The sequence below is a fragment of the Nocardiopsis sp. JB363 genome (assembly GCF_900143625.1).
Classification (GTDB): domain Bacteria; phylum Actinomycetota; class Actinomycetes; order Streptosporangiales; family Streptosporangiaceae; genus Nocardiopsis.
The window spans coordinates 1-24,880 of the sequence record NZ_FRFF01000136.1 but is presented as its reverse complement, the minus strand read 5'-3'; the positions used below and the strand labels follow the sequence as shown (position 1 = coordinate 24,880).

At 65.4% G+C, this 24,880-nt stretch carries 16 protein-coding genes; 8 read left to right on the top strand and 8 right to left on the bottom strand.

The window, feature by feature from the left end; genetic code table 11:
- Positions 1–2: 2 nt before the first annotated feature.
- Positions 3–1,262, bottom strand: coding sequence for a methyltransferase, FxLD system (gene fxlM / locus BQ8420_RS21850; RefSeq protein WP_087101031.1), 1,260 nt, complete (start codon positions 1,260–1,262; stop codon positions 3–5).
- Positions 1,263–2,196: 934 nt separating this feature from the next.
- Between fxlM and BQ8420_RS21845 the strand changes: the two genes are divergently transcribed.
- Positions 2,197–2,742, top strand: coding sequence for an NUDIX hydrolase (locus BQ8420_RS21845; RefSeq protein WP_087101030.1), 546 nt, complete (start codon positions 2,197–2,199; stop codon positions 2,740–2,742).
- Here the strand turns inward: BQ8420_RS21845 and BQ8420_RS31540 are convergent.
- The 3 genes from BQ8420_RS31540 to BQ8420_RS31535 all read right to left on the bottom strand — a co-directional run bounded on the left by BQ8420_RS31540 (position 2,719) and on the right by BQ8420_RS31535 (position 5,999).
- Complete coding sequence (locus BQ8420_RS31540) at positions 2,719–3,897, bottom strand: helix-turn-helix transcriptional regulator (protein ID WP_235006410.1); 1,179 nt, start codon at positions 3,895–3,897, stop codon at positions 2,719–2,721. The genes BQ8420_RS21845 and BQ8420_RS31540 overlap by 24 nt on opposite strands.
- A 223-nt stretch (positions 3,898–4,120) precedes the next feature.
- Positions 4,121–4,861 (bottom strand): 5-formyltetrahydrofolate cyclo-ligase, encoded by a 741-nt coding sequence (locus BQ8420_RS21835; RefSeq protein ID WP_087101029.1) that lies wholly within the window; start codon positions 4,859–4,861, stop codon positions 4,121–4,123.
- A 7-nt stretch (positions 4,862–4,868) separates the two neighbouring features.
- The gene (locus BQ8420_RS31535) at positions 4,869–5,999 is read right to left on the bottom strand and encodes a helix-turn-helix domain-containing protein (RefSeq protein WP_143847455.1); all 1,131 of its coding nucleotides are present in this window, start codon (positions 5,997–5,999) and stop codon (positions 4,869–4,871) included.
- Positions 6,000–6,322: 323 nt separating this feature from the next.
- Here BQ8420_RS31535 and BQ8420_RS21825 point away from each other — a divergent pair, with 323 nt between their 5' ends.
- The 7 genes from BQ8420_RS21825 (at position 6,323) to BQ8420_RS21795 (ending at position 15,554) form a co-directional block, all read left to right on the top strand.
- Positions 6,323–6,799, top strand: a complete 477-nt coding sequence (locus tag BQ8420_RS21825) for a roadblock/LC7 domain-containing protein (RefSeq protein WP_087101027.1) — start codon at positions 6,323–6,325, stop codon at positions 6,797–6,799.
- On the top strand, positions 6,796–7,602 hold the full coding sequence (locus BQ8420_RS21820; RefSeq protein ID WP_087101026.1) for a hypothetical protein: 807 nt from the start codon (positions 6,796–6,798) through the stop codon (positions 7,600–7,602). The genes BQ8420_RS21825 and BQ8420_RS21820 overlap by 4 nt, the downstream gene beginning before the upstream one ends.
- Positions 7,599–8,906, top strand: a complete 1,308-nt coding sequence (locus tag BQ8420_RS21815; protein ID WP_087101025.1) for a hypothetical protein — start codon at positions 7,599–7,601, stop codon at positions 8,904–8,906. The genes BQ8420_RS21820 and BQ8420_RS21815 overlap by 4 nt, the downstream gene beginning before the upstream one ends.
- Before the next feature lie 59 nt (positions 8,907–8,965).
- Positions 8,966–9,697: a class I SAM-dependent methyltransferase gene (locus tag BQ8420_RS21810; protein ID WP_087101024.1), complete on the top strand. Its 732-nt coding sequence runs from the start codon at positions 8,966–8,968 to the stop codon at positions 9,695–9,697.
- On the top strand, positions 9,694–12,606 hold the full coding sequence (locus tag BQ8420_RS21805; RefSeq protein ID WP_087101023.1) for a type I polyketide synthase: 2,913 nt from the start codon (positions 9,694–9,696) through the stop codon (positions 12,604–12,606). The genes BQ8420_RS21810 and BQ8420_RS21805 overlap by 4 nt, the downstream gene beginning before the upstream one ends.
- 120 nt (positions 12,607–12,726) lie before the next feature.
- A complete protein-coding gene (locus tag BQ8420_RS21800; protein WP_143847453.1) occupies positions 12,727–13,542 on the top strand; it encodes a DUF6879 family protein in 816 nt (271 codons plus the stop codon).
- The gene (locus tag BQ8420_RS21795) at positions 13,539–15,554 is read left to right on the top strand and encodes a tetratricopeptide repeat protein (RefSeq protein WP_143847451.1); all 2,016 of its coding nucleotides are present in this window, start codon (positions 13,539–13,541) and stop codon (positions 15,552–15,554) included. Before BQ8420_RS21800 ends, BQ8420_RS21795 begins: the two co-directional genes overlap by 4 nt.
- A gap of 123 nt (positions 15,555–15,677) precedes the next feature.
- Here BQ8420_RS21795 and BQ8420_RS21790 read toward each other — a convergent pair whose 3' ends face one another.
- From BQ8420_RS21790 to BQ8420_RS32030, 4 genes are all read right to left on the bottom strand, one after another.
- Complete coding sequence (locus tag BQ8420_RS21790; protein WP_087101020.1) at positions 15,678–19,061, bottom strand: helicase-related protein; 3,384 nt, start codon at positions 19,059–19,061, stop codon at positions 15,678–15,680.
- Positions 19,058–23,008, bottom strand: coding sequence for an Eco57I restriction-modification methylase domain-containing protein (locus tag BQ8420_RS21785; protein ID WP_087101019.1), 3,951 nt, complete (start codon positions 23,006–23,008; stop codon positions 19,058–19,060). The genes BQ8420_RS21790 and BQ8420_RS21785 overlap by 4 nt, the downstream gene beginning before the upstream one ends.
- A gap of 324 nt (positions 23,009–23,332) precedes the next feature.
- Positions 23,333–23,584 (bottom strand): hypothetical protein, encoded by a 252-nt coding sequence (locus BQ8420_RS31530; RefSeq protein WP_041552828.1) that lies wholly within the window; start codon positions 23,582–23,584, stop codon positions 23,333–23,335.
- Positions 23,585–24,607: 1,023 nt separating this feature from the next.
- On the bottom strand, positions 24,608–24,880 hold a 273-nt coding region (locus tag BQ8420_RS32030; RefSeq protein WP_200816041.1), incomplete at its 5' end, for a transposase.

The window sequence follows — 24,880 nt, the reverse complement described above, 5'->3', positions numbered from 1 at the left end:
GGTTACTCCTTTTCGTCGGGGTTGTGTGATGCGGCCTGGCCCTCGTCGGACCAGGAGATGACGACCGACCCGTGCTGCTTGCGCAGGACTCGTCCTTCAGGAAGGTCCTTCGGGTCGGTAGTGGCCGGGTGGAAGCTGATGCGTGGCACGGATCCGCTGCGGTGGCTACGCCCCCAGGCGGTGATCGCCGCGTTCATGGACTCCGCGAGCTCGTGGGCGCGGGGGCCGAAGGCGTGGACCCCGAACTCGAAACGGGCCACGCCGTCTGCTTCGGTCTTGCGTACGGCCAGGTAAGCGAAGCTGTCCCGATCTACTACGGCCGGGCAGGCCAGCTTGTTCTGCGGAGAGACCACCCCGGTGTCCAGGGCACGGTCCACACTCATGAGGCAGAACCCGTCCAGAGCCGTGGCAAGCCACAACTGGAGCGTGTCGAACTGCTCCGAGGCGGTGATCTCCACCCCCGACCACGCCTCGGCGCGCTCGGTGTCCAGCACGCCATCGAGCTGGTCAGGATCGGCGGGCTCCCCGTCGTCGAACCTCAGCCCGATCTCCTTCCCCCGCAGCAGAAGCAGCCGCTCGGTGTGAGCGCCGGCGCCCTGCATCTTGACGAAGCCGCAGATCTTCGCGGAGGTACTGACCAGGTGGGCACCCTGGCGGACGAAGGTGACCGAGCGAGTCAGACCCCGCATGCGCAGCGGAACCGTCAGAGTTCCGTCCGGGGTGAGCTGGTCGATCCACGCGGGAGGGATGTCCCAGGCTCCGACCGTGACAATGACCCGCTGGTAGGGGGCATGCTGGGGGCATCCGTCCTCACCGTCGGCCAGGACGACGTTGACGTCGTTGTATCCGGCGTCCTTCAGGCAGGCGCGAGCACGGTCGGTGACCTCGGGGTCGATGTCGAGCGTGGTGACCTCACCGTCTTGTCCCACCAGTTCACTCATCAGGGCGGCGTTGTACCCGCCTGACCCGATCTCCATTACCCGCATTCCCTGGTCCAGCCGGGCCTGTTCGAGCATGGTCGCCTGGATCTGTGGGGCGGAAACCGAGCTGATGGTGGTGCCGTGCTCATCGCGTTTGGTGACCACCACACCCTTCTTGTAGGCCTCTACCAAGGTCACCTCCGGGGCGAATCGCTCACGCGGGACCGTGAGGAAGGCCTTCTCGACCGGGTCCGTGCGGATCAGTCCGTCCGCCTTGAGCTCCTCGGTGAGCTGCCTGCGGAGTTCGGCGGCTCGGCTGGTGTCAACGGTCGGTTCGGTCACGAGGTCTCTTTTCTCCATACGGGTAGGTATCAGCGGCAGGCGTCCCGGAGCCGCCCGGTCTCACGTGTGGCAACGGCACGACCATCGCGATGCCATCACTGTGTGTGGTGAAAAGGCGAGGGTTTCCAGAGGTGTCGGGGAAGTGATCCTCACGGACGATCCGGCCCACCACCACCCAGGCTGATCTGCCTCATCCTGGGCGGTGGTGGTCGTGCCGGGCATAAATTGATCTCCCCTGGTGCGTGGCGTTTTCCCATGGATCGTGTGCCGGATGCCTGTTCCGACACGGTTGCTCTTTCCGCTGGGTCGCTCGGTACCAGCAGTCTTCCGAGAAGCGGGCCGGTCCTCCTATGCGCATGTGCATAATTTTCACGTTCGATTCATGCGCGGTGTTCGATTTATGCGCCCTGAACTGGGATTACTCTCGCGAATAAGTTTCTTAATTCGCATCGATCGACGGTTTCGGGACGTACAGTGACCATGTGGTCGAATCACCGCCATCATTGACAACCAAGACAGCACTGCGCATCGTGGGCGAGACCAAGGCCGAGTTCGGTTGGTCGAGTCGCGGAGCACGGATTCTCGTGCCTGTGGGAGAGAATGCCTCCGTCCACCTCCCTGAGCAGGGGTTGGTCGTGCGCATCTGCGCGCGCGACCAAATGCAGCGGGCGGCCCGGAAACTATCGCTCGCCCGTTGGCTGTGCGAAGGCGACCCACCCGCGACACGGTGGGCGAAGGGTCTTCCACTCCACTGCTGCATCAGGGGTGGGTCATCACCGCGTGGCGATACATCCCCGGCATCGAACCCGGAACTCCGCAGAGCATCGGCGCGCTTCCACGCCGACTTCACCCCTGGTCTCCCTCCGCGGCAGGCTCAAGTGGGACATACCTGCTCCAAGATGTTCAACAGACTCCACCGCGATAGCTTCGATACATGGACACGACCGAGGGAAACCAGGACCGTTGGGTTGTGCACGACGAGCGCACCCTCTACGACAATCCGTGGGTGCGATTGGGAAAAGCCGATGTCACCACCCCCTCGGGCACCAGATTCGAACACCACACCGTCACCCTCCCTGCCGCAGCCATGATCGCGATCCTGGACGAAGCCCGGGAACAAGTGCTGATGAGTTTTCGGCACCGGTTCGTCCCCGATGTATGGGGGTGGGAACTACCCGGAGGCCTGGTCGATCCGGACGAAGACCCCGGGCAAACAGTGATCCGTGAGGCCCTGGAAGAGACCGGCCACCAGGTCGCTTCAGTGGAGCATGTAGCCACGTTCGAGCCGATGATCGGGATGGTCCGCAGCCCTCATCACGTTTTCGTCGGTCGTAGTATTTCTTCGACCGACGATCCGACCGAGCTCGACGAAGGCATCTACGTGTGGGTTCCTCTGGCCAAGGTCCGTTCCCTGATCAGCGAAGGACAAATCCAGAGCTCAGGTACCCTCATCGCTCTACTTCACCTTTTGTCCTTCTAGCAAGACACGGCTCCCGAAATACCGCTTCAAGCGGGCCTGTTGGCGGAGTGACCCGGAGCGCTCGGACAACACGGCAGCACTTTTCGCTTGTTCTCGCGCCAACGTGTGCTCGCCTCTGGTGGTGAAGGCCAGTGCGAGGTCCGTGCGTAGTCCGCATTCGGTCCGGCCCAGACCAAGAGGGATGATCTCGTTCAGTGAAGCCGTCAGATCGTCGATCGCCTGTGTGTCACCCAGCCGTGCCAGGCAGTGGCCCCGCCAGCGCAAGAGGTGGGTCTGGTCGAGCATGAGGAAGGGCAGCGCGGGATCATGCGATTCCGAAGGCAGGATCGCAAAGGCTCGGTCCAAGGCTTTCCGAGGCCGCGTTTTCTCTCCCAGCGCGGCGTGGACCTCCGCCTCTGCGGCCCACAACCACGAGCGCAGGAGTGGTGGCAAGGACCCGGTTTTTCCATGGTTGATGGCGGTGATGATGGCGAGGGCTTCACGACGTCGATCGCTGTCCATGAGCACATAGATCTGCTCAGCGCTCACGTACGCCAAGACCGCAGGGTCTTCACTCTCTCTGGCGGCGGCTTTGGCTGTTTCGTAGTAGCGCCAGGAGGTGGCGGGCTGCCCTGAGTCCAGGGCCTGCCAGGCAGTCAGGGAAGCGGCTTCGGCGAGCACTCGTGCCAGTACACGACGCACTGTTCCTGGAAGCGTGCAGTTCATCAGGTCGTGCATCTGTTGCACGTGGGCCTGGCTCTGTGCAAGGAGGAAGTGCGCCCCCAGTTTCCGGTCGATCAGGCGGAGGTTCTGAGTCTGTTGCTCAAGAAGCAGGACCAGGGCGTGATCGACCGTTTGGAGTTCCAGGCGCTCTTGAAGTTGATGGGCGACGGCGGGCCGCCCTTGGTCAAGAGAGCCGTTCCCCCAAGGAAGGAGAGCTCCCATCGAGTCCGATGACGTTCGGGGGTGTCCATCACTCAAGGGTGCGCCCAGCCCTTGGAGAGCCTCGTGGGCTCGACGCCGGTCGGTCAACCCCTTCCCTGCTTCGGCGCGAGTGATGGTGCTCTGCGCCACCCCGCACATCCGAGCCAAAGCCTCCTGGGACAGGTTCTTCACCCTGCGACGCAGGAACTGGATCGCCCTCTGAGCATCACGTTCACGCACCGCGGCCACCATGGCCGGTTCCCGCCACACCCATGACGGGATACACGTACACGCGTTCCGTGATCCATCACGAACGCGCCCACAGTTACCGCAACGCATCCTGGAGCCTCTCGAAGTCGTTGGAACCTCTCGCTGCGTGCTTGAGGTGCTTTACCGGAGGAAACGGTCGAAAGAATCCACCGAGCGAAGACCCGTGGGTGGGAAGGTGATGGCAGTTCGGAGGAGATGGCCACCGTCATGTCCTCCTGCCGCCTTCTCGCAGGGCCTGGAGGATGGGGATCGCGCTGACCTTGTCCTCTGTCAGGGACTCCCAGTGGATCCCGGAGGGGCGGCGCCTGGGTGGGCACGGGATGACTTCCTCGGGAGTGACGATGAGGTCCACGCTCACGTCGTGCTCCGATTCCGGGATCGGCTCATCGGTGACCTGCAACGAGTGCACGGTGGTGACGACGAGGGTGGCGTCGGTGACCAACCCCGCCTGCGCGAGCAGAGCCATCTCGATGTCGCTGTAGCCCGCGCCCTTCCCGATGCGCACGCCGTTGGGGTTGACCGCGACGCTTCCGCAGACAATGACGTCCAGGGGCCGCATCCTCTCAGGATGGGTTCGGGGAGCGTGCTGCGCGGCGAGCTTTCCGGAGGACGCGATCTCGGGCGCGGTGGACAGCTTCTGCGGGTCGATCAGGTAGAAGGGATCCTCGGTCGCGATCTTGGGCACCGCCATGTACAGCAGCTTGCCCGCCTCCACTGCGGCTCGGCGTACTTCTGCCTGTGCCTTGTCCGGATTCGCCTTGACGATCTGAGCGGCGATCCACCCGGGGTGCTGGGAGAGCAGTTGGGCGGCCTGGTCGGCGCCGTGGAAGTTCGGGATCTTGCCGTGCACCAGGCCGGTGCGTCCAATGTTCTCGGCATCCAGAAGTGCCCACATCTTCTCTCTAAGGTGGTTCTTTGCCTGGGCATCGGGGCTGCTCGAGCTCATGAGGGTCCTAACGGGTGAGCAGGTCGATGAACCGACCTTGGACTTCTGCGACGGCGGGCGCGGTGCGCCAGGCGTTGAGTTCTTTCAGCGCGGTGGCGATGAGGGAGGTGGCCCCGCCGGCTCGGGTGGTGTGCGCGACGTCCATGGCCCCGTTGAGCGCGGTGGCGGCAGCATCGGGCTCACGTCGGCCTACGTGGGCCAGAGCCAGGTTGGCGAGAACGATGCCCCGGGATTTGGGGCGTTCGCTCAGCTGGTCAGCGGCTTGTTCGAGGAGGTCGCGCGCGTGGGTGGGTCGGCCCAGAGCAAGGTAGACCGATCCAGCGATCCGCAGTCTGCGCCCTTCCCATGCGGTGTTGTCGAGGGCCTGGTCGGTGCGTGCGTAGTCATCGGCGATGTCGAGGTAGCGAGAAGCCTCACGGGGGCGGGCGAGACGAGCGTGGGCCTCGCTCACGTGCAGTGCCGCGAGCGCCTGGAGCTCGGGGGTCTCGGGTGCCGCTCTCATGGCTTGGTGAGCGGTGTGCATCGCCAGGTGATGGTCGCCGGTGGGATTGTAGAGGGGGATGAAGGACTTGCGCAGTAGTGCCTGGGCCAGAGTGTGCTCATCACTAACGGCCCGTGCCGTGGCGATGGCTTCGTCAAGGTAGGCGGTGGCGACACGAGATTCTCGACGTTGCGACGCGTCCCAGACCAGCTTGCCCATAAGCAAGCAGGAGCGCGCTCGGAGTTTTTGTGTAGTGGAATGACGGACCAACCCTGGGTTGTGGGTCAATCTTCCATGTAGCTCTCCGGCCTGCGCCAGAGCCACCGTCGAGGGCACCGTTTGGTAGTCCCGCTCCAGCAGGAGGAGGCCCAGAGCCAACTCCTCAACATCGCTGCTCTGGCCCGGCACCGGTTTTCTGAACGTTGAACGCGGTACTTCTCGCGCACCGCTGCGTGCTGGGAGCTGTTCGGTGCTCAGTGCTCCGAGCCCACGAAGGGCTTCGTAGGCCCGGCGCCGGTCGGTGAGCCCCTTACCCGCTTCAGCGCGGGTGATGGTGCTCTGCACCACCCCGCACATCCGCGCCAACGCCTCCTGAGACAGGTTCTTCACCCTGCGACGCAGGAACTGAATCACCCTCTGAGCATCACGCTCACGCACCGCGGCCACCATCACCGGCTCCCGCCACACCCACGACGGGATACACGCACACGCGTTCCGTGATCCATCACGAGCGCGCCCACAGTTACCGCAACGCATCGAGGGCTTCCTCCGTCACCTGGGGGTAGGGGGCGCAACCGAGATACCCCCACCGTAGCTACCACAACGCCGACCGTTGAGGGCTTTTGGTGGAACCATCAGCCGGTTGATGAGGTGTTTGGGCTCGTCAACCTGGATGAATCGAACAGCGCGCATGAATTCGAACGCCAAGCCATGCGCACACGCATAGGTTCACCGGCGTATCCGGTTCGAGACTGCTCTCCATGTCGACCACAACCCCCGTACCACCACGGCTGTTGAATACCGCCACGCCTGATCCCGAACATTGCGATGAGCTCCAGCGATCGTTGGATGAGTTGGTCCAGGACACCGGCGCCTCCTATGGGGTGGTGTTCGGTACCCATGGCCTGCACCTGCTCCGCTCTGGTGGCCTGGGCCAGGTCGGTGCCGAGAGTGTCACCGCGGTGATGACCAACGTGCTGCTGCTCTCTCGCGGCATGGGTCGGCTCACCGATCGCGGCGAAGCAAAAACGATCGTGGTGCGCTACCGCTCCGGAGCGCTCGTCCTGGCACCGTTGTCGCCCGCCTTCGGGCTCGGGCTGTTCTCCGACCACGTCGGAGATCTGCAACAGATCGCCTATGGCGTCACCCGCTTCTGCTCACGCACAGTTCACCTGCTCCCCCAGGACCTGGTTTCGGTGCCAGCGGTTGCACAGCCTTTGACGGAGGGAGCACGGTGAACGCTCTGGTACCCGCACCACTGTTGATCCGTCCCTCGACCGGGGTTCTCATGCATTCGGTGTTCGAGGCCAATCCGGATGTGTCCGCCTCCTACTCTCCGGATCTTCCGGAGGTGTTCTGGCATGCGCTTGGGGTGTGCCGGGAGTCCCAGCGCGCGATAACGGTCGCCGAGGTGGCCGCTCGCACCGGCCACTCTGCTGCCGTGACCGGGGTGGTGCTCTCGGAGTTGGCGGAGCTGGACCTGGTGCGGTCGGTGTGTGCTCCGGCACGGGCCGAGCGGCTGCGTACCTGGGCCGCGCTTGAGCAGCAGGTGCCGGTCGCGGTCGCAGTGGTCAAGTTGCTCATCGTCGGCACCCAACACCAGCAGACCCACCACGCGCTGGCCACCCTGGCCCAGGAGGGTCCTTGGCGTTTGCAGAACGATCCCTGTGTCGAGGTCGCCACCAGGCGCATCGCTCCGGATCTGGACATGTTGGCTTTGGGGGTCAGCGGCCTGGGTGGCGGTAGCTCGGTGTGGAGCGATGCCTGCCGGGAAGCATTCGGTGCCGTGGTCATCACCGGCCCCTCACCTGAGGAGTTGACCAGTGCCCGGGAGAGTCTGTCGACACTACGGGCCGCCGGTGTGCCCGTCGTGGTGTTGATCCACCACGACGCCGAAGGCGAGGTCGACACCGACATGGTGCGCGCCTGCATGGGGTTGCCCGACCACACCCCGGTGGTGATCGGTGACGTGTACAGGCGTGGTGTGTGCGAAGCGTTGATGGATCTGTGCTCGACGCTGATGAACGGAGGCCGCCGATGACCACGCCACCCCGTGCGGTGATCTTCGGGTCGGGCCACTCCGCTCTGACCCTGGCCACCGGCTTGTTGGAAGACGGTTGGCGCGTGGACGTGTTCACACGCCACCCCACTGCGGAGATTCTCGGCAATCCGGCGGGGCTGACCCAACTGACCTTGCCCTCGGTGCACGCCACCGAGCTGGCGTTGGGTTTGGGGTTGTGGCAGCACACCGCCCCGCCCGCGCACGAGGTGCGGATGCGTATGGTTCCTCCTCACGGGGAGGAGTTCGACTTCACCGCACCGTTGCCGGGCCCGGCGGTGGCCATCGATCACCGACTCAAGAGCGCCTACTGGCTCCAACACGTGGCAGAGCGCGGCGGGCGGGTCCACGAGCGCGCCTGTACTTCTGCGGATGTGTCCGGGTTCGCCTCCACGCGGTTGCACGACTTGGTGGTCGTTGCCCCTGGTAGCGACAGCGACTTGCGGCACTTGTTCGCCCCGGATCCGGATCGGTCGGGTGGGGCGACCGATCGGGTGGTGGTCCAGGCCCATCTGGCCGTGCCCGAAGAGTGGCTCCCGCAACGTGTGGAGGTCCTCTCCTGTCCTTGGGGTGAGGTCATGGTCTATCCCGTGCTCACGGTCGATGCCCTCTCCCCCTTCCAGGTGCGCTCTCTTTCGGCTATCGACGCACCGCCGATGCACGTCACCCCGTATTCAGCGGTGTGTGTTCAGGTCATGGCACGCCCTGGAACCCCGCTGGACCCTGCCTTTTCCCCAGAAGAGGGGGGCGAGACAGGAGCGGGGCTGCCGCGCCGACATGGCGCTCACGCCCGGAGTGCCTGGGCTCATGTGCTCGCCCAGCTCGCCCGACTGGCCCCGGACTTGGCTCAGGAGTGCTCTGAGGGGGTGGTGATCGCGGGGTCGGAGTTGGTGCGTGAGGTGCATCCGCAGGTGCGTCGACCCGTCACCACCATCCAAGGGGCCCCGGTGGTGGGGATCGGGGACGCCACGATGACCGTGGAGCACGCCTCCGGGCAAGGTGCCGGGGCCTCGACCTGGGTTGCCACCACGCTGCGCGACCAGCTCCGCCAACACGGCCCGCCGTTCCACGCTGACGTCCTGACCGGGGCGTGGGAGGCCTACTGGGCCCGGCACGGCCAGTACACCTCGGCCTTCGGTGGGTTCGTCACCGCCTACTGGAGTGGAGCCCTGCCCGAACGCGTCCTGACCGGCTTCGCCGAGACCGTGTCCACCCCTGAGGGTGCGGCTGCGTGGTCGGCCGGGTTGGACGATCCCGCGCGGATGAACCACCTGCTCACCCTCTGACCCCCGCCCGCACCCACTTCCTCCTTGTCCTTCATCGAGCCGGAAGGCGTTGCTTCGCCATGCCTGAGAACACCCCCCACACCCGAACGAGTTCGGTGCCCAACCCCCGCCTGTACAGCCCTCGGAACCTGCGCCGTTACCGACGCCTGGTGGTGGGCCTGTCCCACAAGCTGGCGTGGAAGGTCGACAACGACCACATCCTGGACCTGTACGCCGCGCTGACGGCCCCCACTCACCTGGATGTGGGACCGGCCGACGCACATTTTCTTCTCCGCGCACCCGCCCCGACCGGACCTTCTGGGGAACCGGTATCCGCGGCGCTGCGGCAGATCCACCTGATGGACCTCAACGAAGGCCCCCTGGACTACTGCACTCCCCGGTTGGCCGAGCATGGGCTGGTCGTCCCGCACCGGCACGACGTCCTCACAGCTCCTTGGCCCTTGGGGGATGCGTCGGTCGGGTCGGTGGGGATGTTCCACGTCCTGCACTGCGTACCCGGTGCCTCGTTGCGGCACAAGCAGACCGCATTCACCGAGGCCGCCCGTGTGCTCGGCCAGGGCGGGGTGTTCATCGGCTCCACCCTCCTGGGAGTCGAGGACCCCCATACCCACAACAACCGCCTCGCCCGCCGCCTCCAACACGTCTACAACCAGCCCGGACGCAACATCTTCCACAACAACGGCGACCGGCTCGTCGACCTACGCGCCATGCTGGATCTGCACTTCGCCAGCGTGGAGTTGACCGTGATGGGCTCGGCCGGGGTGTGGGTGGCCAAGGAGCCGCGCCGATGACCACCACGAACACGAGAACTCGACCGGATAAGCCGGGTGGGACGGTGGCGATCATCGGCATGGGCTGCCGTCTGCCCGGCGGCATCGACTCCCCCGACCTGCTGTGGAAGACCCTGACCGAGGGACGCGACTGCGTATCCCCCATCCCTCAGGAGCGGTGGGAGCGAATGGTCGCCCACCTGCACCCCGACCAGATCCCTGAGCATCCGTTCTCCGCAGGGGTGGTGGAGCACGTCTTCGATCACGCCTTTTTCGGGATCAGCGCGGACGAGGCCGCCGAGATGGATCCTCAACAGGGATGGTTGCTGGAAGTCGCCTATGAGGCGTTGGCTGATGCCGCGCTCGTGCCCGCATCGTTGGCCGGTTCCCGTAGTGGTGTGTACGTGGGAGCGGCCTCCATCGATCAAGCCGCGGAAAACTTCGGGGCGAGGAATCGGGCGGGGGTGTTCACCGCTTCGGGTGCGGGGATGGCGATCCTGGCCAACCGCGTCTCCCACCATCTGGATCTGGACGGGCCTTCGCTGACCATGGACACCGCCTGTTCGTCCTCGCTGAGTGCCCTGCACTACGCGGTGCGCGACCTGCGCGCGGGCGAGGTCGACCTTGCGCTGGTGGCCGGGACGAACGTGCTGACCAACCCGGTGATCACCGCCTCCTTCGTCGAGAGCGGTGTCCTGTCCCCTGAGGGGCGGTGCAGGCCCTTCGACCAGAGGGCGGATGGGTACGTGCGCTCCGAGGGCGCGGTCGTTCTGGTGCTGGCACGAGCCGCACTCGCCGCCGAGCGTGGTCACCGGGTGTGGGCGCACGTGGCTGGCACCGGGGTCGGGCACGGTGGTGCTTCGCCGCATCTGTTGGCTCCGCGCAGGGGGCGTCAAGCCGCGACGCTCCGGCGATCTCTGGCCGATGCCGGGCTGGCTCCTGATCAGGTGGGGTGGGTTCAGGCGCATGGGACCGGGACCAAGGCTGGGGACCGCGTCGAAGCCGCCGGTATCGCCGAGGTGTTCGGGCACCAGGGTCCTGTGGTGGTGGGGTCGGTCAAGAGTGCGCTCGGCCATCTGGAGGGGGCGGCCGGGGTCACCGGGGTGATGGCCGCCGCGCTCGCCGTCCATCACGGGCAGATCCCTCCCACCGCAGGCCACCAGAACCTGCGCAAGGGATTGGAGAAACAGGTCCGGGTGCCGGCCCGGGTGGAGCCGTGGCCCGAAGGCGACGGTTCGGTGCGGGTGGCGGGGGTGTCCTCGTTCGGGTTCGGTGGGTCCAACGCTCACGCCCTCATCTCTCAGGCCCCGGTGACGGAGCCACCAGTGGGTGAGGATCCGATGCCGTTTCCGGAGACCGTCGTGGTCTCGGCTCACTCCCCCACCGCGCTGTCCGCGACTGCGGGGCATCTGGCGGCTGATGCTCCTGCGGTGGGATCGGTGGGGGTGGTGGCCGATACCTGTCTGGCACGCGGTGCTCATGGTCGTGTCCGAGCCGCTGTCACCGCTGCCGATTTGGGGACGTTGGTGCAAGGGTTGCGCAACCTCCAAGATGGCACACCCGATCCGTACGTCATCGGCCCGCGCACCGTGCCCACCGTGCGCCCGAGGGTGGTGTTCGTCTACTCCGGGCATGGAGGCCACCACCCCCACGCCGGTGCCGAGTTGATGCGGCTATCGGCCTTCGCCACGGCGGTGGAGGAGGCACGGGCTACCCTGTCCCACCACACCGGGTACCCGGTGTGGTGGCCGGGCGATGACCTGGACGGGTTCGTTGACGCCCAGCACTGCACCTTCCTGATCCAGCTCGGGCTCACCGCTGTGTTGGCCGAGCACGGTATTGTCCCCGACTTGGTGTTGGGCCATTCGGTCGGGGAGATCACCGCCGCTTACACCGCTGGGGTCCTGAACCTGAACGCGGCAACCCGGGTGTTGGCCGAACGCAGTCACCTACTCGGCAAGTTGGGCGAGACCGGTGGCATGTTGGCCATCCGTGCCGACATCGACCAGGTTCAAGCGGCCCTGACCCCTTACGACGGGCAGGTCACCGTCGCCTCCTACAGCGCACCCGCGGTCCAGGTGGTGGCCGGCCCCTCCGGGTATCTGAACCACCTTCGCGCCCGGTTGGAGGAGCGGGGTGTGTGGTGCAGACCGGTCGCGGATGTGATCCCGGCGCACTCCCCCGCCGTCGACCCCATGGTGCCTGCTCTCCGTGAAGCCCTGGCCGGGCTCATCAGCGGCGCTGGCCGGATACCGATCATCTCCACCGCCCGCCCTGACCACCCCAGCGACGCTCCGGGACGGTGGGGTGCCGGGTACTGGGCCGAGCAGGCTCGATGCCCGGTCAGGTTCACCGAAGCACTGGCCGCAGCCGCAGCACTCGATCAGGATCGGTCAGTGGTGTTCGTGGAGATCGGCCCCCGTGCCCTGCTGAGCGAACACATCCACCACACCATCTCCCCTACCACCGCCGTCGCCATCACCAGCGATACGGCCGAGTTCGCCCGAGGCATCGGAGAGCTCTACACCGCCGGTCTCACCCCCACCAGGCCGACCGGACGCGCCCATCCGCACCTGGTGGTTCGCCCCGGTTGGGACCACAGCAAACACTCGTCCCCTTCGCAACAACTCGACGTGGTGACCACTCCCGCCCCCGACCACGTTCTGGCACACCTGACCGAGGAACTCGGCCGCCTGACCCCGCTGCTCGAAGGGTTCGACCCGCACAGCACCTGGACCGAGACCGGGTTGGACAGCCAGAGCCTGCTCCATCTCCTCACCCGTCTGCGCCGAGTACCGCCGTGGGCCCAGGTCGATATCCGGCTGTTCCTGCCAGACCGTACCTGGCAGCAAGTGTCCACCACTTTGGTCGAGTTCCTCCCCAGACCACAGAGGCTCTCCCAGAACGGGGCTGCGTCCTTCCTCCCCTGAGCCGGAGGGCAGCCTGCCCCATCGCGGTCTCGCCCGCTTGGCGGGTTCCCACCGAGTACACCGTTCAAGGCCTGGCTCTGGCCCGCCTGACCGACCCTGCGACAAGGACCCCCTGAAGAGATGTCTTCTGCAATCCACCGGCTTCAGCAACGCACACGCTTGATGGCCGACGCCCGCACCTACCTCTCCCCCACCGATGCGCAAACGCTGACCGGGCACACCCGGCACACACTCAAGCTCCGGGTCGAAGAGGGCACGTTGGTCGCCCACCGTGTGGGAAACCGAACCTTCTCCTACCGGACCGACTCGGTCATCGCCTACTGCCAGCGCCGCCACCCCGAGCTCACACTCTTCGACCGGTTGGCCAACACCGAAGGGAAACTGATCACCGAACAGGAGCTGGCCGACGAGCTCGACCACGCGCCGGCAGGGACGTGGTGGACCCTGGCCCGCCGCGACCACCGCCCACCGGACTGGCCGACCTGGCAGGCCTGGTACCAGGGCGACACCGAGCGAGCCGAACGGGCCCTGGCCAAGCAACAATCCCGGTGGGAGCAAGAGAACGCCCGGCTACGCGCCCGCGGCGTGCTCCGGCGCACCCTGTGGATACCCGCTCAACCCCTGAGTGGGTACGGACGGTACTGCCTGGCCCGGTACCTGCACGTGGCCGCCGCCGGCGGGTGGGTACGAGTGTTGCCCGCGTGGAAATGCACCCACCTGGAACAGCGGCGCAGTCTTCCCGACTTGGAAGTGGTGCCGGGCGTGGTCTACGTGCGCCGCCACACCCATCTGGGGTCACGTGCCGGGGCGCTGCGCATCCAGGATCCGGACCTATCCGGTGCTCTGCATGAGTTTCTGACCTGGGCCAGTGACCGGCACGCGCTGTCCTTGGTCGACTTCGCCCGTTGGCGGCACCCGCTCCAGGGGGCGGCTTGAGCAACAACGTACAAGGGCCGTCCGGAGTGGTCGTGCAGATGCGTGACGTGCATGGCGGTGGCCTTCATATCCACACCACCCCCATGCCCCAACTCGTGGTTCCGCGTCAGCTTCCCGCGCCGCGGTTGTTCTTGGACCGCGACCAGGCGCGTGCTTGGCTCGATCGGTCCTGGAGAACCCGTCACGGGCCCATGCGGGTCGCCGTACAGGGCCCCTCCGGGGTCGGGAAAACAGCGCTGGTCACCGCGTGGGGCCATGAGCACCAGCACCGGTGGCCCAACGGAGCCCTGTACGCGGACCTGTCCACCACCGATTCCGACACCATCCTGCGGGGATGGCTGCTCGCCTTGGGCCACACCTACCTCCCCGAGGACCCCGACGGTCTCAAAGCCCTGTGGCGAACCGCCACCGCGCACCAGCGTCTGCTCGTGGTAGTCGAACAGACTACCGCCGAGGCCGTTCATGCGCTGTTCCCGGCTGGGCCAGGCTGCGCCGGGATCGCCACCGCCCACCACGGACTGGACGAACTCGTGGCCACCGGCGGACGCGTCGCGCACCTGGCGGGCCTGCCGGACCAGACCGTGGGCGACCTCATCAACCGCCTGGTCGACCGCCCCCTCCCCAGCCGGGTGCTCGACGGAGCCGTCGCCTCTGCCGGCGGATCGCCGTTGGCCGCGGCCCTCACCGCCGCCGCCCTGGCGCGCGGCCTGTACACACCGCTGGCCGAAACCGAACAGGAGAACCTGGTGCCCGACCGCATCACCACGATCCTCACCGCCCTGGCCGAGCAGAGCGCGACCGCTGCCGTCCTCATCGCTGCCTTCCCCGGTTCGTTCGTCACCGCCGAGGTGACCGCCGCCCTGGTGGGAACCCCATGTGAGCAGGCCCAGCGCACTTTGACCACGCTGGTGGAGGCGGCGTTGTTGGTCGACCTCGGCCGGGGTCGGTACACCGTCCACGACCGGGTACGCCAACCTCTGGCGGACAGGCTCGCCCCGGAGAGGCACACGGCCATGGTGGAGGCCCTCGCTGACTTCTATCGGGTCCGGTTGGCTGCGGTGGACCTGGTCCTGAACGTGTGGCGGTGGAGGGCCGACACCGAAGGTATTCAGCTGGCCCGCGTTGCTCAAGAGGACGAGGTGTGGTTCTCCACCCGTGATGAGGCGCTGGCGTGGGTCGACGCCGAGTTGGACAACATCCTCGCCTTGGCCCGCCTGCTGCACCGGCTCGACCGGGCGGAGGTGGCGATGTTCGTGGACCACATCGGTACCTATGTGACGCTGCGGAAACCACCCATCGCCCGTGAACTGTACGAGTGGGGGCTCGAGGCGGCGCGGCCCACCGGGGATGGGCGTTTGGTGGGGTTGATGCTGCAGCGTCTCAGCACGAGCCTGCACCCCGATTGGCAGGCCGCTCTCGACCTCAACCTGCAGGCCAAGGACGCCTATGAACAGGCCGGGTTCGCCCAGGGGGTTGCTTCCGCCTACGAATCGATCGGATCGATGCTGGCACGTCTCGGACGTTTGGAGGAGGCTGAGGAAGCCCAAACCATGTCCCTGCGCATGCACCAGGAGTTGGGTAAGCATCGCGGGGCCGCGTTCCAGACCCGCAGGTTGGGCGAGATCCACGTCCGACAAGGGCGAACGCAAGAGGCCATGGCGGCCTTCACCGCCTCCTACCGGACCCTGCTCCACCTGGACCCGCCCGACATCTACCAGGCCACCCGCAATACCCAAGGCATGATCGCCCTGCTCCTGAACGAAGAGGACCCGGCGCTGCTCCCCGTGGCCGAACTGCTGGCGCTGGAGGGCCTGGCCTCCACCCTGCTGTCGGGTTCACTGCATCAGCGAGCATCCTTGTACATGGAGCTGGCCACCATCGCCCGCACCCGCACAGACCGCTCCCAAGAGATCGACTACCTTCAGCGCACTCATCCGCTGCTCTCCCCCGGTCATCCCGTGGTGGAACAAGCCGCCTCCCGTTTGGCGGAGTTAGGGGCGCCCATCTCATAACTTGGCCCTCCGGAAGCTGTCAAACGTGTTGAAACTTTCTATGCTGCGGCTTCACCAACGGGCAGCGGAAGCCGATATGGTTTCTGCCCGCTCCCGCTACCCAGAGCCGGTTCTGCTGCTGGGCTACTCAGTAGAGGTGATAGCGATCCAGCACACGAGATGAATGTCCTCCTTGTCCGCCGGGGGCAGCGGTTGCACCCTCGGAGGGGGCGTCAAACCGTTGGACTCGGCGAACTCGTACAGGGCACGCACCTTCTCCTTGTCGGTCATCTGCTGGTCGACCAGAATCCACCGGACTTCTCGCTGGATACGCGGCGCGTAGGGGGCGTTGAGACGCCGGTCTAGTTCTTCCTGCTTCTCCAAGAAGGATCCGTGGGCCCTGACGAGTGCTGATGCGTCGCGCATGGCTTTGGGCACCTGTGGAGCCAGATTCAGCGGGTCTGTCTGCCGCTTCCACTGGGTAAGGATGTCCTCCTGCGCGGCTTCCCAGGCGTCGAAGGCGGCTTGATACGTCTGCTCGCCCAGTACCGGTTCGGTGGTCGCGCTCGGCGGTGTGGCTTGGGCCAAGCAGGACAGGACGTCGTTGATGACCACGGTCGTTTCCTCACCGGGGTTCACCTGGACGGTGAGGTTCTTGTTCATCGGTACGTAGCGCAGCCACGGCTTGGGGTGGTCGCCGATGCGGGCACAGAATACGAACCCCGGGTCCGCGCCCGGGCGGTTGAATCCCGAGCCCGACCCCCAGGGCAAGCCTAGGACCGTCTCCTTGTCCTGGGAGCTCTGGAACTCTTTGGTGAGCTGACGCCGGTATTCCTCACCAGACAGGGAGGAGTTGCCCTCATCGGAGAACAGGATTGACTCTTCGCGGCGTAGGCGCTCGATCTGCTCCCGGGTGTCGGTGATGACACGTTCCACGGCTGCCACGTCGGGCAAAACCGTGTCTTGCCCGATGGACGCGGCGGCCTGCTTGAGTTTGCGCTGGAGGCGCTCTTCTAGACGCAGGACTGCGTCCAGGCCTTGGTCGGGGAAGAAGCATCGCATGAACACCTCGGTGTGAGGTGATCCAATGCGGTCGATGCGGCCGTGGCGTTGGACCAGGCGCATAGGGTTCCACGGCAGGTCGTAGTTGATGATGTGGCGCGCCTGCTGGAGGTTGACTCCCTCGGCGAGGGTGTCGGTCGCCACGATGATGTCGTAGCGGTCTTCCTCTGTGCCGGTGCCTGCGGTCATGGGGGCGAATCCGGTGATGGCATCGCCGCGGTTGGCCTTGTCGCTGCCCTTCACCAGGACGACCCGGTCCCGGTACGCAGCCAGGGCTTCATTGACGGTGATCGCGTGTTTGATGGCCCGGTCGAGGTAGTCGGCAGTGTCGGAGAAGTAGGTGAAGATGAGGACTTTGCGTTTGTTGCGGATGTCGTCCTCACCGATGCCCTCCTCCTGGGCCTCCTGGGCTATGACAGCGAGCTGATCGATGAGTTCGGCGACCTTGGGGTCGTTGTGGAAGTCGACCACCCGGACCTTCGCGCGGAACTCCTGCAGCACCGCCAGGTCGGCATCAACCGCTTCCTTCAGCCGCTCGACGTCGTAGCCATCAGTGCTGGAGACGTTTTCCTGGGAATCGACCGCGTCCAGGAACTCCTCGACGTCCTCACTGGAGAAGTCCTCCCACTCGCTGAGGGCCTTGCCGGTCAGTACCATCCCCGATTCCAACGCTTCCAGGAACAGAACATGGGAATCGACCATCTTGCCCACGGTCTTCTCGAAAGCCTGCGCAGAGGACTCGAAGCGCTTGAGGAGGTTGGACCTCAGCAATCCGGCGTTCTGAGCTTCGTACTGCTCCGCCACCCCCGTCTTCTTAAACCGCGAGGGGACGTAGCGGGCCATGGTGAGCACCGCCCCCAGACGCTCGAGGATGACCCCGGTGAGTGTGCCGTCGACGGTGTCAGTGTCCTGGTGGGTATCGGCACCCAGCGCCGTAGCCAGTTCCTCGAAGATGCCCGGGAGCAGCGAGTCCAGGTTGTAGTCGATGCGCTGCACACGGCACGTGGGAAAGCTGATTTCCCGCTTCCTACCGTTGATGACCACCTCGTCGCCCACGTAGTGGTTCTTGACGAAGCGCCGGGTACGGCGGACGGCTACCTCATCCAAGACGTCGAAGAGGTGCTCGGGGGACAGATCGTCGGGATGTAGCGCCGAGGCTCGGTTGAAGTAGGCGCGCAGGCTGGGAATGCCCACGTCCGCGAACTCGGCATCGTTGGTGGCGAAGTAGCTGATGAGGTTGTGGAGGTCGTCCAGGCTGTTGTTGACCGGGGTAGCCGTCAACTCCACCAGGTCCTTAGCCACCGACCCCGCCAGCAGTCTCCGCACGGCTGCTGCTCGCTTGGTGCTGTCGTTGCGCAAGGCGTGCGCTTCGTCGACCACGACCATTGCGTACTGGTCGGGGTCCTGGAGCGCGGAGTTGTGGGAACCGGCGTCCTCAATATGGGCAACGAGTTCTTCGAAGGACACGCACTCGACCGCAGCGAGGTTGTGTTCGCGCAGGAACGGTCGCCAGGTCGCGTCCCGCAGAGTGGCCGGCGCGATGATCAACACCTTCTGGCGGCGTTCGAAGACCGCCTCGTGGATCAGTTCCCCGGCCAGGAAGGTCTTGCCCAGACCGACCTCGTCGGCGATCAGGACACCGCGGCGCCTTTGCAGGATCCTTTTGGCCCGCCACACGCCATCGGCCTGAAAGCGTGTCAGGCCCAGACGCGAGTCGCCGTGGGTGTCCTCCTCCAGGTCGGCTCCGTAGAGTTCGTGCAGCATGCGCAGGAACACGTGCCAGGGCTGGTGCGGCTGCCACCGCGCCTCGTACAGGGCCGCAAGATCGTAGGGGGCGGCGGCTTCCCACTGCTGATCAAACCAGTCCAGGACCTGTCCGACCACGTGTGGCTGGTAGTGGCCCAGGTTCAGCTCGTTGTTGCGGGCCAGACCGGCGTAGGTGAAGTTGCTGGACCCGGCGATCACGCCGGTCGTGTCGGTCTCCACGAGGAACGCTTTACCGTGTAGGAATCCCTGCTCGTAGCGCCGCACCTGCACCTTGGGGTGTTCGCGCAGCCAGGCGACCAGGCGCCGCTCCCGGGCGTCGGTCTCGCGGGTGAAACCCATCAGATCCCGGTCCTGGTACAGGGAGCGTTGGTGGCCTTCCAGTGCCCGGCGCACTTCGGGGGCAGGTGCAGAACTGCGGCCTCGGCGCTTCTTCGGGCCGCGGTTGAGCGGCCGTACCTGGGGCTGTTCCTGGGCGGGTTCAGCGCCCAGAAGCAGGCGCACCTGGCCGACCTGCTCCAACTCCTGGGCGAGGAGGGCGAACCCGCCCGGGTTGAAGTAGGCCGTGGCGATGGCCAGGTCCGGCGGTTGCACCAGCCGGGTGCGTAGCCCTCCCAGGAGGGTGTTGATCGCGCTGGCGACCGTCTCCCCCTCCTGCGGGGTGTTGGTGGCGAATTCGGGCCTGTAGGTGTGGGAGGTCACTGCGGGGTTCCCTTGCCGAGGTTCAAGGCGGTGCGAAGTTCGGGCGAGAGCCCGGTGGTGCTGAAGTCCTGCGCGATGACCTCCAGGTCGTGGTGCTGGAGGCCGAAGCCGCGCAGGGTGAGGCGTTCGAGCTCGGCCAGCAGTTCCACGCTGTCAGTGCCCTGGTGCCGGTCGGTGACGTCGATGCCTCCGGCCAGGCGGGTGCTGCCTCCGCGGCTGAGAAGGGAACCGGTGATCGCGGCGGCGGTGGCGATGCCGTCGCTGTCCCACGCGGGGAGCCGGAGCTGGTTGATGATGGGCGAGGTGACATGCCGGTCCACGAAGCGCCGCGCCCACCAATCCATCGTCAGCGTGTTCAACAGGCCCACCAACGCGAGCCGGGAGGTGGGGGACGAGGTGATGTCGTGCATGATGGCGTGCACGGAACCCTTGTTGTGCAGGTATCCCGTTTCGGGCAGGGCGGTGGCGATGAGGGTGCGGCTGTCGTCACTGCGGCTGGGGTGACGGAAGATCAACAACGGGTGCCCCGCCCCCAGAGTGAAAGCGCCGTCGGTGAGGGCCACACCGCGTTTGAGTTCGGAGAGCGGGAGTAGGTCGGTGACAAACTGTTTGTGCGGTTCATCGTCGAAGGTGAACGCGTCCACGTGCCGGGTCATCAGCACCTTCCAAGCACCTGAGGCGTCTTGGGACGTGACGAGCCGTTTGTCGGGGCCACTTCCGCGGAAGTCCCAGCGTGCGTCGTGCGAGGCGCGGATCCACCCCTGCCCGGAGGAGATCCGAGGAAAAGATTGCATGATATCGATTATGTAGCGGTCCTCTGACTTATTGAGCCAGGGAATGACGTTCGTATCTGAAAGGGTTTCCAGTTCATTTGGAGTGAAATAGGTGTTGCGGTCCGCGGCAACAGCATGCACCTCCTCAGGGCTGCGGGCGACACCAACCTTGATAGTGCGCTGTCTGCGTGGCCCGACCGACAACAGCACCACCGCATAAGAGGCATGGACTTCCTCGAAGATCCACTCGCTGTGGTTGCGTCCCTGGACGATGCTCAGGTCATAGGATCCCACCAGATGGCCGCGCAGCTTCTTCCACCCTGCCAGTACCATGCTCTGACGTGGCAGCACCAACCCCAAGTGGCCCGTACGGGACAGCGACCGCAGGGCCCGCTCCAACATGAGTTGCGCCAACTCCAGATGGGTACCGCCGCGCAGCGTGTAAGCCTTCTTGAAAAGGCCCTGAAGAATCTCCCGCTCCTGCCGCTCCTGCTGCTCTCGTTCGGCCTCCAGGGGGCGTTCGGCTCGCAGCTTCTTGATCTTCTTTTCACGCGCTTGGTCGGTCAGCGCCATCAGACCAGGAGAGACACCCACCCAGTACGGGGCGGCCTCCCACCGCACCTTCTCCCACGGCGGGTTGCCCAGGATCACGTCAAAGCCGCCCGCCGGGCGGAGGAAGACCTCGGGGAACTGGTAGAGCAGGTGCGTGGCGCGAACCGCGGCAACGGCCTCGCGCGCTTCCTCGCTTCTACCCCTGGCGATGGCCTGGTCTGGGTCCATGGGCAGCGGGATGGCGCCCATCTGTACTGCAACGGCTGCATCGAGCAGTGCTTTGGCGTCCTCGGCTTCCTGCAGGGCCTGTGCGTGGGCCTCGCGGGCGGCGTGCACTTCTTGTTTGGTGGCCTCGGCTGTCCTGCCGACGCGCAGTAGTCGGGCCCGTGCTTTCTCCAGAGTGGTCTCGATCTGTTCAGCGAAGAAGCTGACCTGACCCGGAGTCCGATTTGCGTCCAGTACGTCCAAAACTTGGTTGATGGTGGCCATTCCGGTGAGGCTGTTGCCGGCAACAAGGCCGTGGTCCAGTGCCGACATGGGCAGACCGGGCACGAAGGTGTGGATCCAGATGCCCAGGCGGGCCAGCTCCACCGCCATCGCGTTCAGGTCCAGCCCGTAGATGCAGCGCCGGGCGATCTGCCTGCGCAGCAGCATGGACGTCTCGATCTCCACCTGGTCGGCCTGGTCCCCCAAGGCTTCACGGGCGACCTGAGCGAGCCGCTCCAGCTCCTCGGTCACCGTAGGCAGCCGGTGCTCCGTGAGGAAGGCGGCCAACCGGCGCTCGATACGGTCGATAGCCGCGACCAGGAAGTGGCCCGAGCCCATCGCCAGGTCCGCGACCCGGAAGTCGAAGAACGCCTCGGCGGCTTTGGCCTCTTCGCCTTGGTCGATCAGCGCGCGGAGCCGGTCCAGGTGCTGGGTGAGTGCCGGTTCCAGGGACGTGTCCAGCAGGTGCTCGACAGCGAAGGACTTGGTGAAGTAGGAACCGGTGGCTTTGCGCTTGCCGGAGGCGTTGTGGAAGTACACTCGCCCGGCTGGGACCTCGACCTTTTGACTAGTCTTGGCCGGGACGAAGGATTTGTCCTTGGTCAGGGTCAGGTCGGTGGGGGCGATGCTCAGTGAGGACTCCAGCAGGCCCTCGTAAATCGTGCCGAACTCCCGTACCGACAGGCTACGGAAATCGACTGGGCCGAATACCCCGTCGTCGGAGGTGTCCACCAGAAGCGCCCGTAGTGCCGGGCCGATCTCGACATTGGTGAGCTGCATCCGGCTGATCTCCCGGCCGGAAGGATGATGCTCGTCATCGGCGAACAGGCCGCCGTTGTAGGCGGGCACGTCCCACTCTTCGTTGCCGTCGTTGATGGCGCGCCATACCGCCAACAGGTCGTTCCACAGGTCCGTGGCGTTGGCGTCGAACTCCTCGTCAGGTGAGTCGACGAACTCCCGTGCCAGGGTCTTCAATGCCTTGCGTGTGTAGCGGGGATTGCCTGGGTAGGGCAGGAGGCCACGGTCCTCCGCATAGGCCACGAAGAGGAGCCTGAATAGGATGACCAGGGTGCGATGGTAGGCCTCCTCCAGCTTCTCCTCGCTTTCGGCCCCCATGTGGGAGGCGACGGCGACCGCGAGGGCGGGCACGGCCTCGGTGTAGATGCGCTCGCGCAGCCGCGCTCCTAGGGCGGCAACGTGGTTGGCGGAGGCCTGCAGGATCTCGTCGACGCTGCCCGCAGGGGCCAGGGCCTCGGCGTGAAAGAGGAGCGGGAGGTAGGTGGCGGAGTCCTCGTCCAACAGGGCGAGGTCCAGTTCGACGTAGGTTTCGGTCTGGCCCTTGCGTCCCACCCCCACCTGGGGTTTGGCTGAGTACAACCGCAGCTGGGTTCCACGCAGGAGCAGCAGCCAGGGTAGTTCCTGCTGCTGGGCCATGCTCAGCCCGTAGAGCACTGGGGATTCGGCATTCAGACGTGACGAGGGCCGGTCGAAGTGCTCGTTGTCCTCGACCAAGACGGCGACCGCGCGGCGCGGTCCGTCCTGGGTACTGAGGAGAAAGCCCGCGGATCGGTAAGGGGAAACGTCGTAGCCAAGGGCGTCGAGCAACCCTGCTCCACGGTGCGCCAACAGGGACCGGGCCAGGGCCTTCTGAGTCTGCCAGTCGGGGCGCTGAGGTACCCCTGCGCGTAGCTCGTGGGAGGCGAACAGGCCCGTGTTCGTGAGCCCGGGGATCTGATTCTCTACCAGGTCCGAGAGCAGCTTCTGAAAGAGGCGCTCCCCCTCGGATACGGTGGGTGAGTCGAAGGCTGCGATACCCACCCGTTCTACCTGCCCGATGTCGAAGTCGAATACGACGTCGGCGTCCTCGCGTAGACCGCAGACGGCAGCCTGATTTCCGTGGGTGGACTCGTACTGCACCACCAGGGCCACGGGGGCTGCACGCATGGCCCAACGTGCTTTCCATAGCCGCCGCATGTCTTCGGCCTTGGGTTTGGCCTGGCTGTGGGCGACGACGACCTCGAGCGCGTCAGGCTGGTCTCCGACCAGCACGGAGTCAACGTGCAGCGTTTTCGGGACATCCGAGGGTGCTTCCCAGTGGATATCCATCGCGTTCGCGTTGTCCAGCAAGTCGTCCACAGAGGCACCTCTAGCTCTCGTTCTGTTCGCCAGCCCAATCTTGCCGTATGAGGGCGCTTCTACGCAGGGCGCAGGGGTTTGGGACGACTCTGACTTTGGCACAGCGTACGTAAGCCTTCGGTGGGGAGGCCGACCGCTACTCATCACAGCGGAAGAGCACCCGGACCAACCCTCTAGCCACGGCACCACCCCAGCTGGGTACCTGCTGTTTCAGGTCCAGCGGTGGCCCGTTCCTTGTGAGTGACGGGAGGCGATCCCGACACACACCAAAGCCTCTAACACACCCAGCAAGTAACACCCCAGCACGATCAGATGCCTGAGCATTCATCCACCTTGCACGCCAAGCGAAGGCCGTTGTGGATGCCAGAAAAACGGCCACCCATCGGGATCACCGGTGTCCACGACCCCCCGACGTCCTTCGCACATCCACTCCACCTCAAACCAGAACGTGCACTCCTGTTCGATCACGAGATCCTCCTCAGGATCGATCAACCCATCAAGGTAGATCAGGAATGACTCGGCCTTCCCGTCTGCCAGATCGAACTCAAAACGTGCCGAACCCGTATCAGGCTCCACACGTGGCCTGTCCGAGCTCAAATCAGCAATCCACATCTCATGCAGCGATATCTGAGAGCGGACAGGGCCAGGAGGCGGGGTGTAACAGGAACGAGCTGGAAGCCGTGACACGACGTTAAGGCGTGGACGCGTGATGACGGTCTCGGCTCCATGAACTCGTTGCACGACGACCTGTACGCACTCAGCAACCGGAACAGACCTCCATGCCTTGTCCGGGCCTTGCACCGTTACGTTCTCCCACTCAACGAGTTCGGCTGATACAGCGATCGGCGTGTCAGGTTGTTCCCGGCCAGCGTTCACATGGATGCCTCCATGAACGGTTCCAGCTTGCACCACGGACCTGGCCTTCCCATTGAACCGGTTTATCTGCACCCGTCATCACTCTCTTACACGCGTCATCTCTCGTGCTGGCGTGCCTATCCTCTCGGCTCAGAAGCCGTCTCGCAGGCACTTCTTCTAATCCCATGGCCGCAGGTTCAAATCCTGCCGGGTGTGCCACAGAACCTCAGGTCAAACGGGGTGTTCCGCCTCACTACAGAGGAGCCACCCCACTGATGGGTCCAGGGTGGGGCCAGCCTTCCGCTCACGCCCCATGATGCCTGCCATGACGCCTCCGGCAACACCATGCCGACCGGACCCAACATCACCTTCGACGGTTGGTCCAGGATCGAGAGCGACGGCTGCCCGATTCACAAGAGCGACGGGAGGCGATCCCAACACATGCCAGAGCTTCCACCAGATCCAACACGAAACATTCCCTCCGCAGGGCCTACCTCCATCAGCTGCACAGCAACAAGTCAGCCGTCTACATCAACAACCTCCTTGGGCGTGGCACACGAAAGGCGATCATTGACTGAGAGCCTCGTGGGGGACTAGAGACTAATCGGCCCGAGGGCTGAAGAGGTGCGACTGGATGGCCCAGAAATTCTGTGACTGGTCCTTGAAAGTGAAGGGTGACAACGCGTCGGTGTACAGCGTGGGTCCGGTTGCGGAGGCAGCGGCGGGGCCAGGGCTCCGGCAAAGTCAGGTCTGTAGGAGTCTGAGCGGGCGAGCCTCGTCGCGGATCATGTGACGGTTGGCCTCGGCGATGTTGTCGAACCCGGCTGCTCTGAGCAGTCCGATCGCGGTGTTGCGCAGGGTCGCCATGACCTGCGGAGCGCTGCCCGTGCGCACCTGGGAACGGTCCTCCTCATAGGTCACATCCCGCACGTGATGGAGCTTGTTCTCGATCCCCCAGTGCTGGCGCACCCACCCGGACAGCACCAACGCAGGCGCAACGCGGTGGTCGGCCGAGGT

Bases quoted from the DNA above. Each gene is read 5' to 3' on its own strand.
- BQ8420_RS21845 (WP_087101030.1), top strand. From the start codon at position 2,197: ATGGACACGACCGAGGGAAACCAGGACCGTTGGGTTGTGCACGACGAG.
- BQ8420_RS31540 (WP_235006410.1), bottom strand. From the start codon at position 3,897: ATGGTGGCCGCGGTGCGTGAACGTGATGCTCAGAGGGCGATCCAGTTC.
- BQ8420_RS21835 (WP_087101029.1), bottom strand. From the start codon at position 4,861: ATGAGCTCGAGCAGCCCCGATGCCCAGGCAAAGAACCACCTTAGAGAG.
- BQ8420_RS21825 (WP_087101027.1), top strand. From the start codon at position 6,323: ATGTCGACCACAACCCCCGTACCACCACGGCTGTTGAATACCGCCACG.
- BQ8420_RS21815 (WP_087101025.1), top strand. From the start codon at position 7,599: ATGACCACGCCACCCCGTGCGGTGATCTTCGGGTCGGGCCACTCCGCT.
- BQ8420_RS21810 (WP_087101024.1), top strand. From the start codon at position 8,966: ATGCCTGAGAACACCCCCCACACCCGAACGAGTTCGGTGCCCAACCCC.
- BQ8420_RS21805 (WP_087101023.1), top strand. From the start codon at position 9,694: ATGACCACCACGAACACGAGAACTCGACCGGATAAGCCGGGTGGGACG.
- BQ8420_RS21800 (WP_143847453.1), top strand. From the start codon at position 12,727: ATGTCTTCTGCAATCCACCGGCTTCAGCAACGCACACGCTTGATGGCC.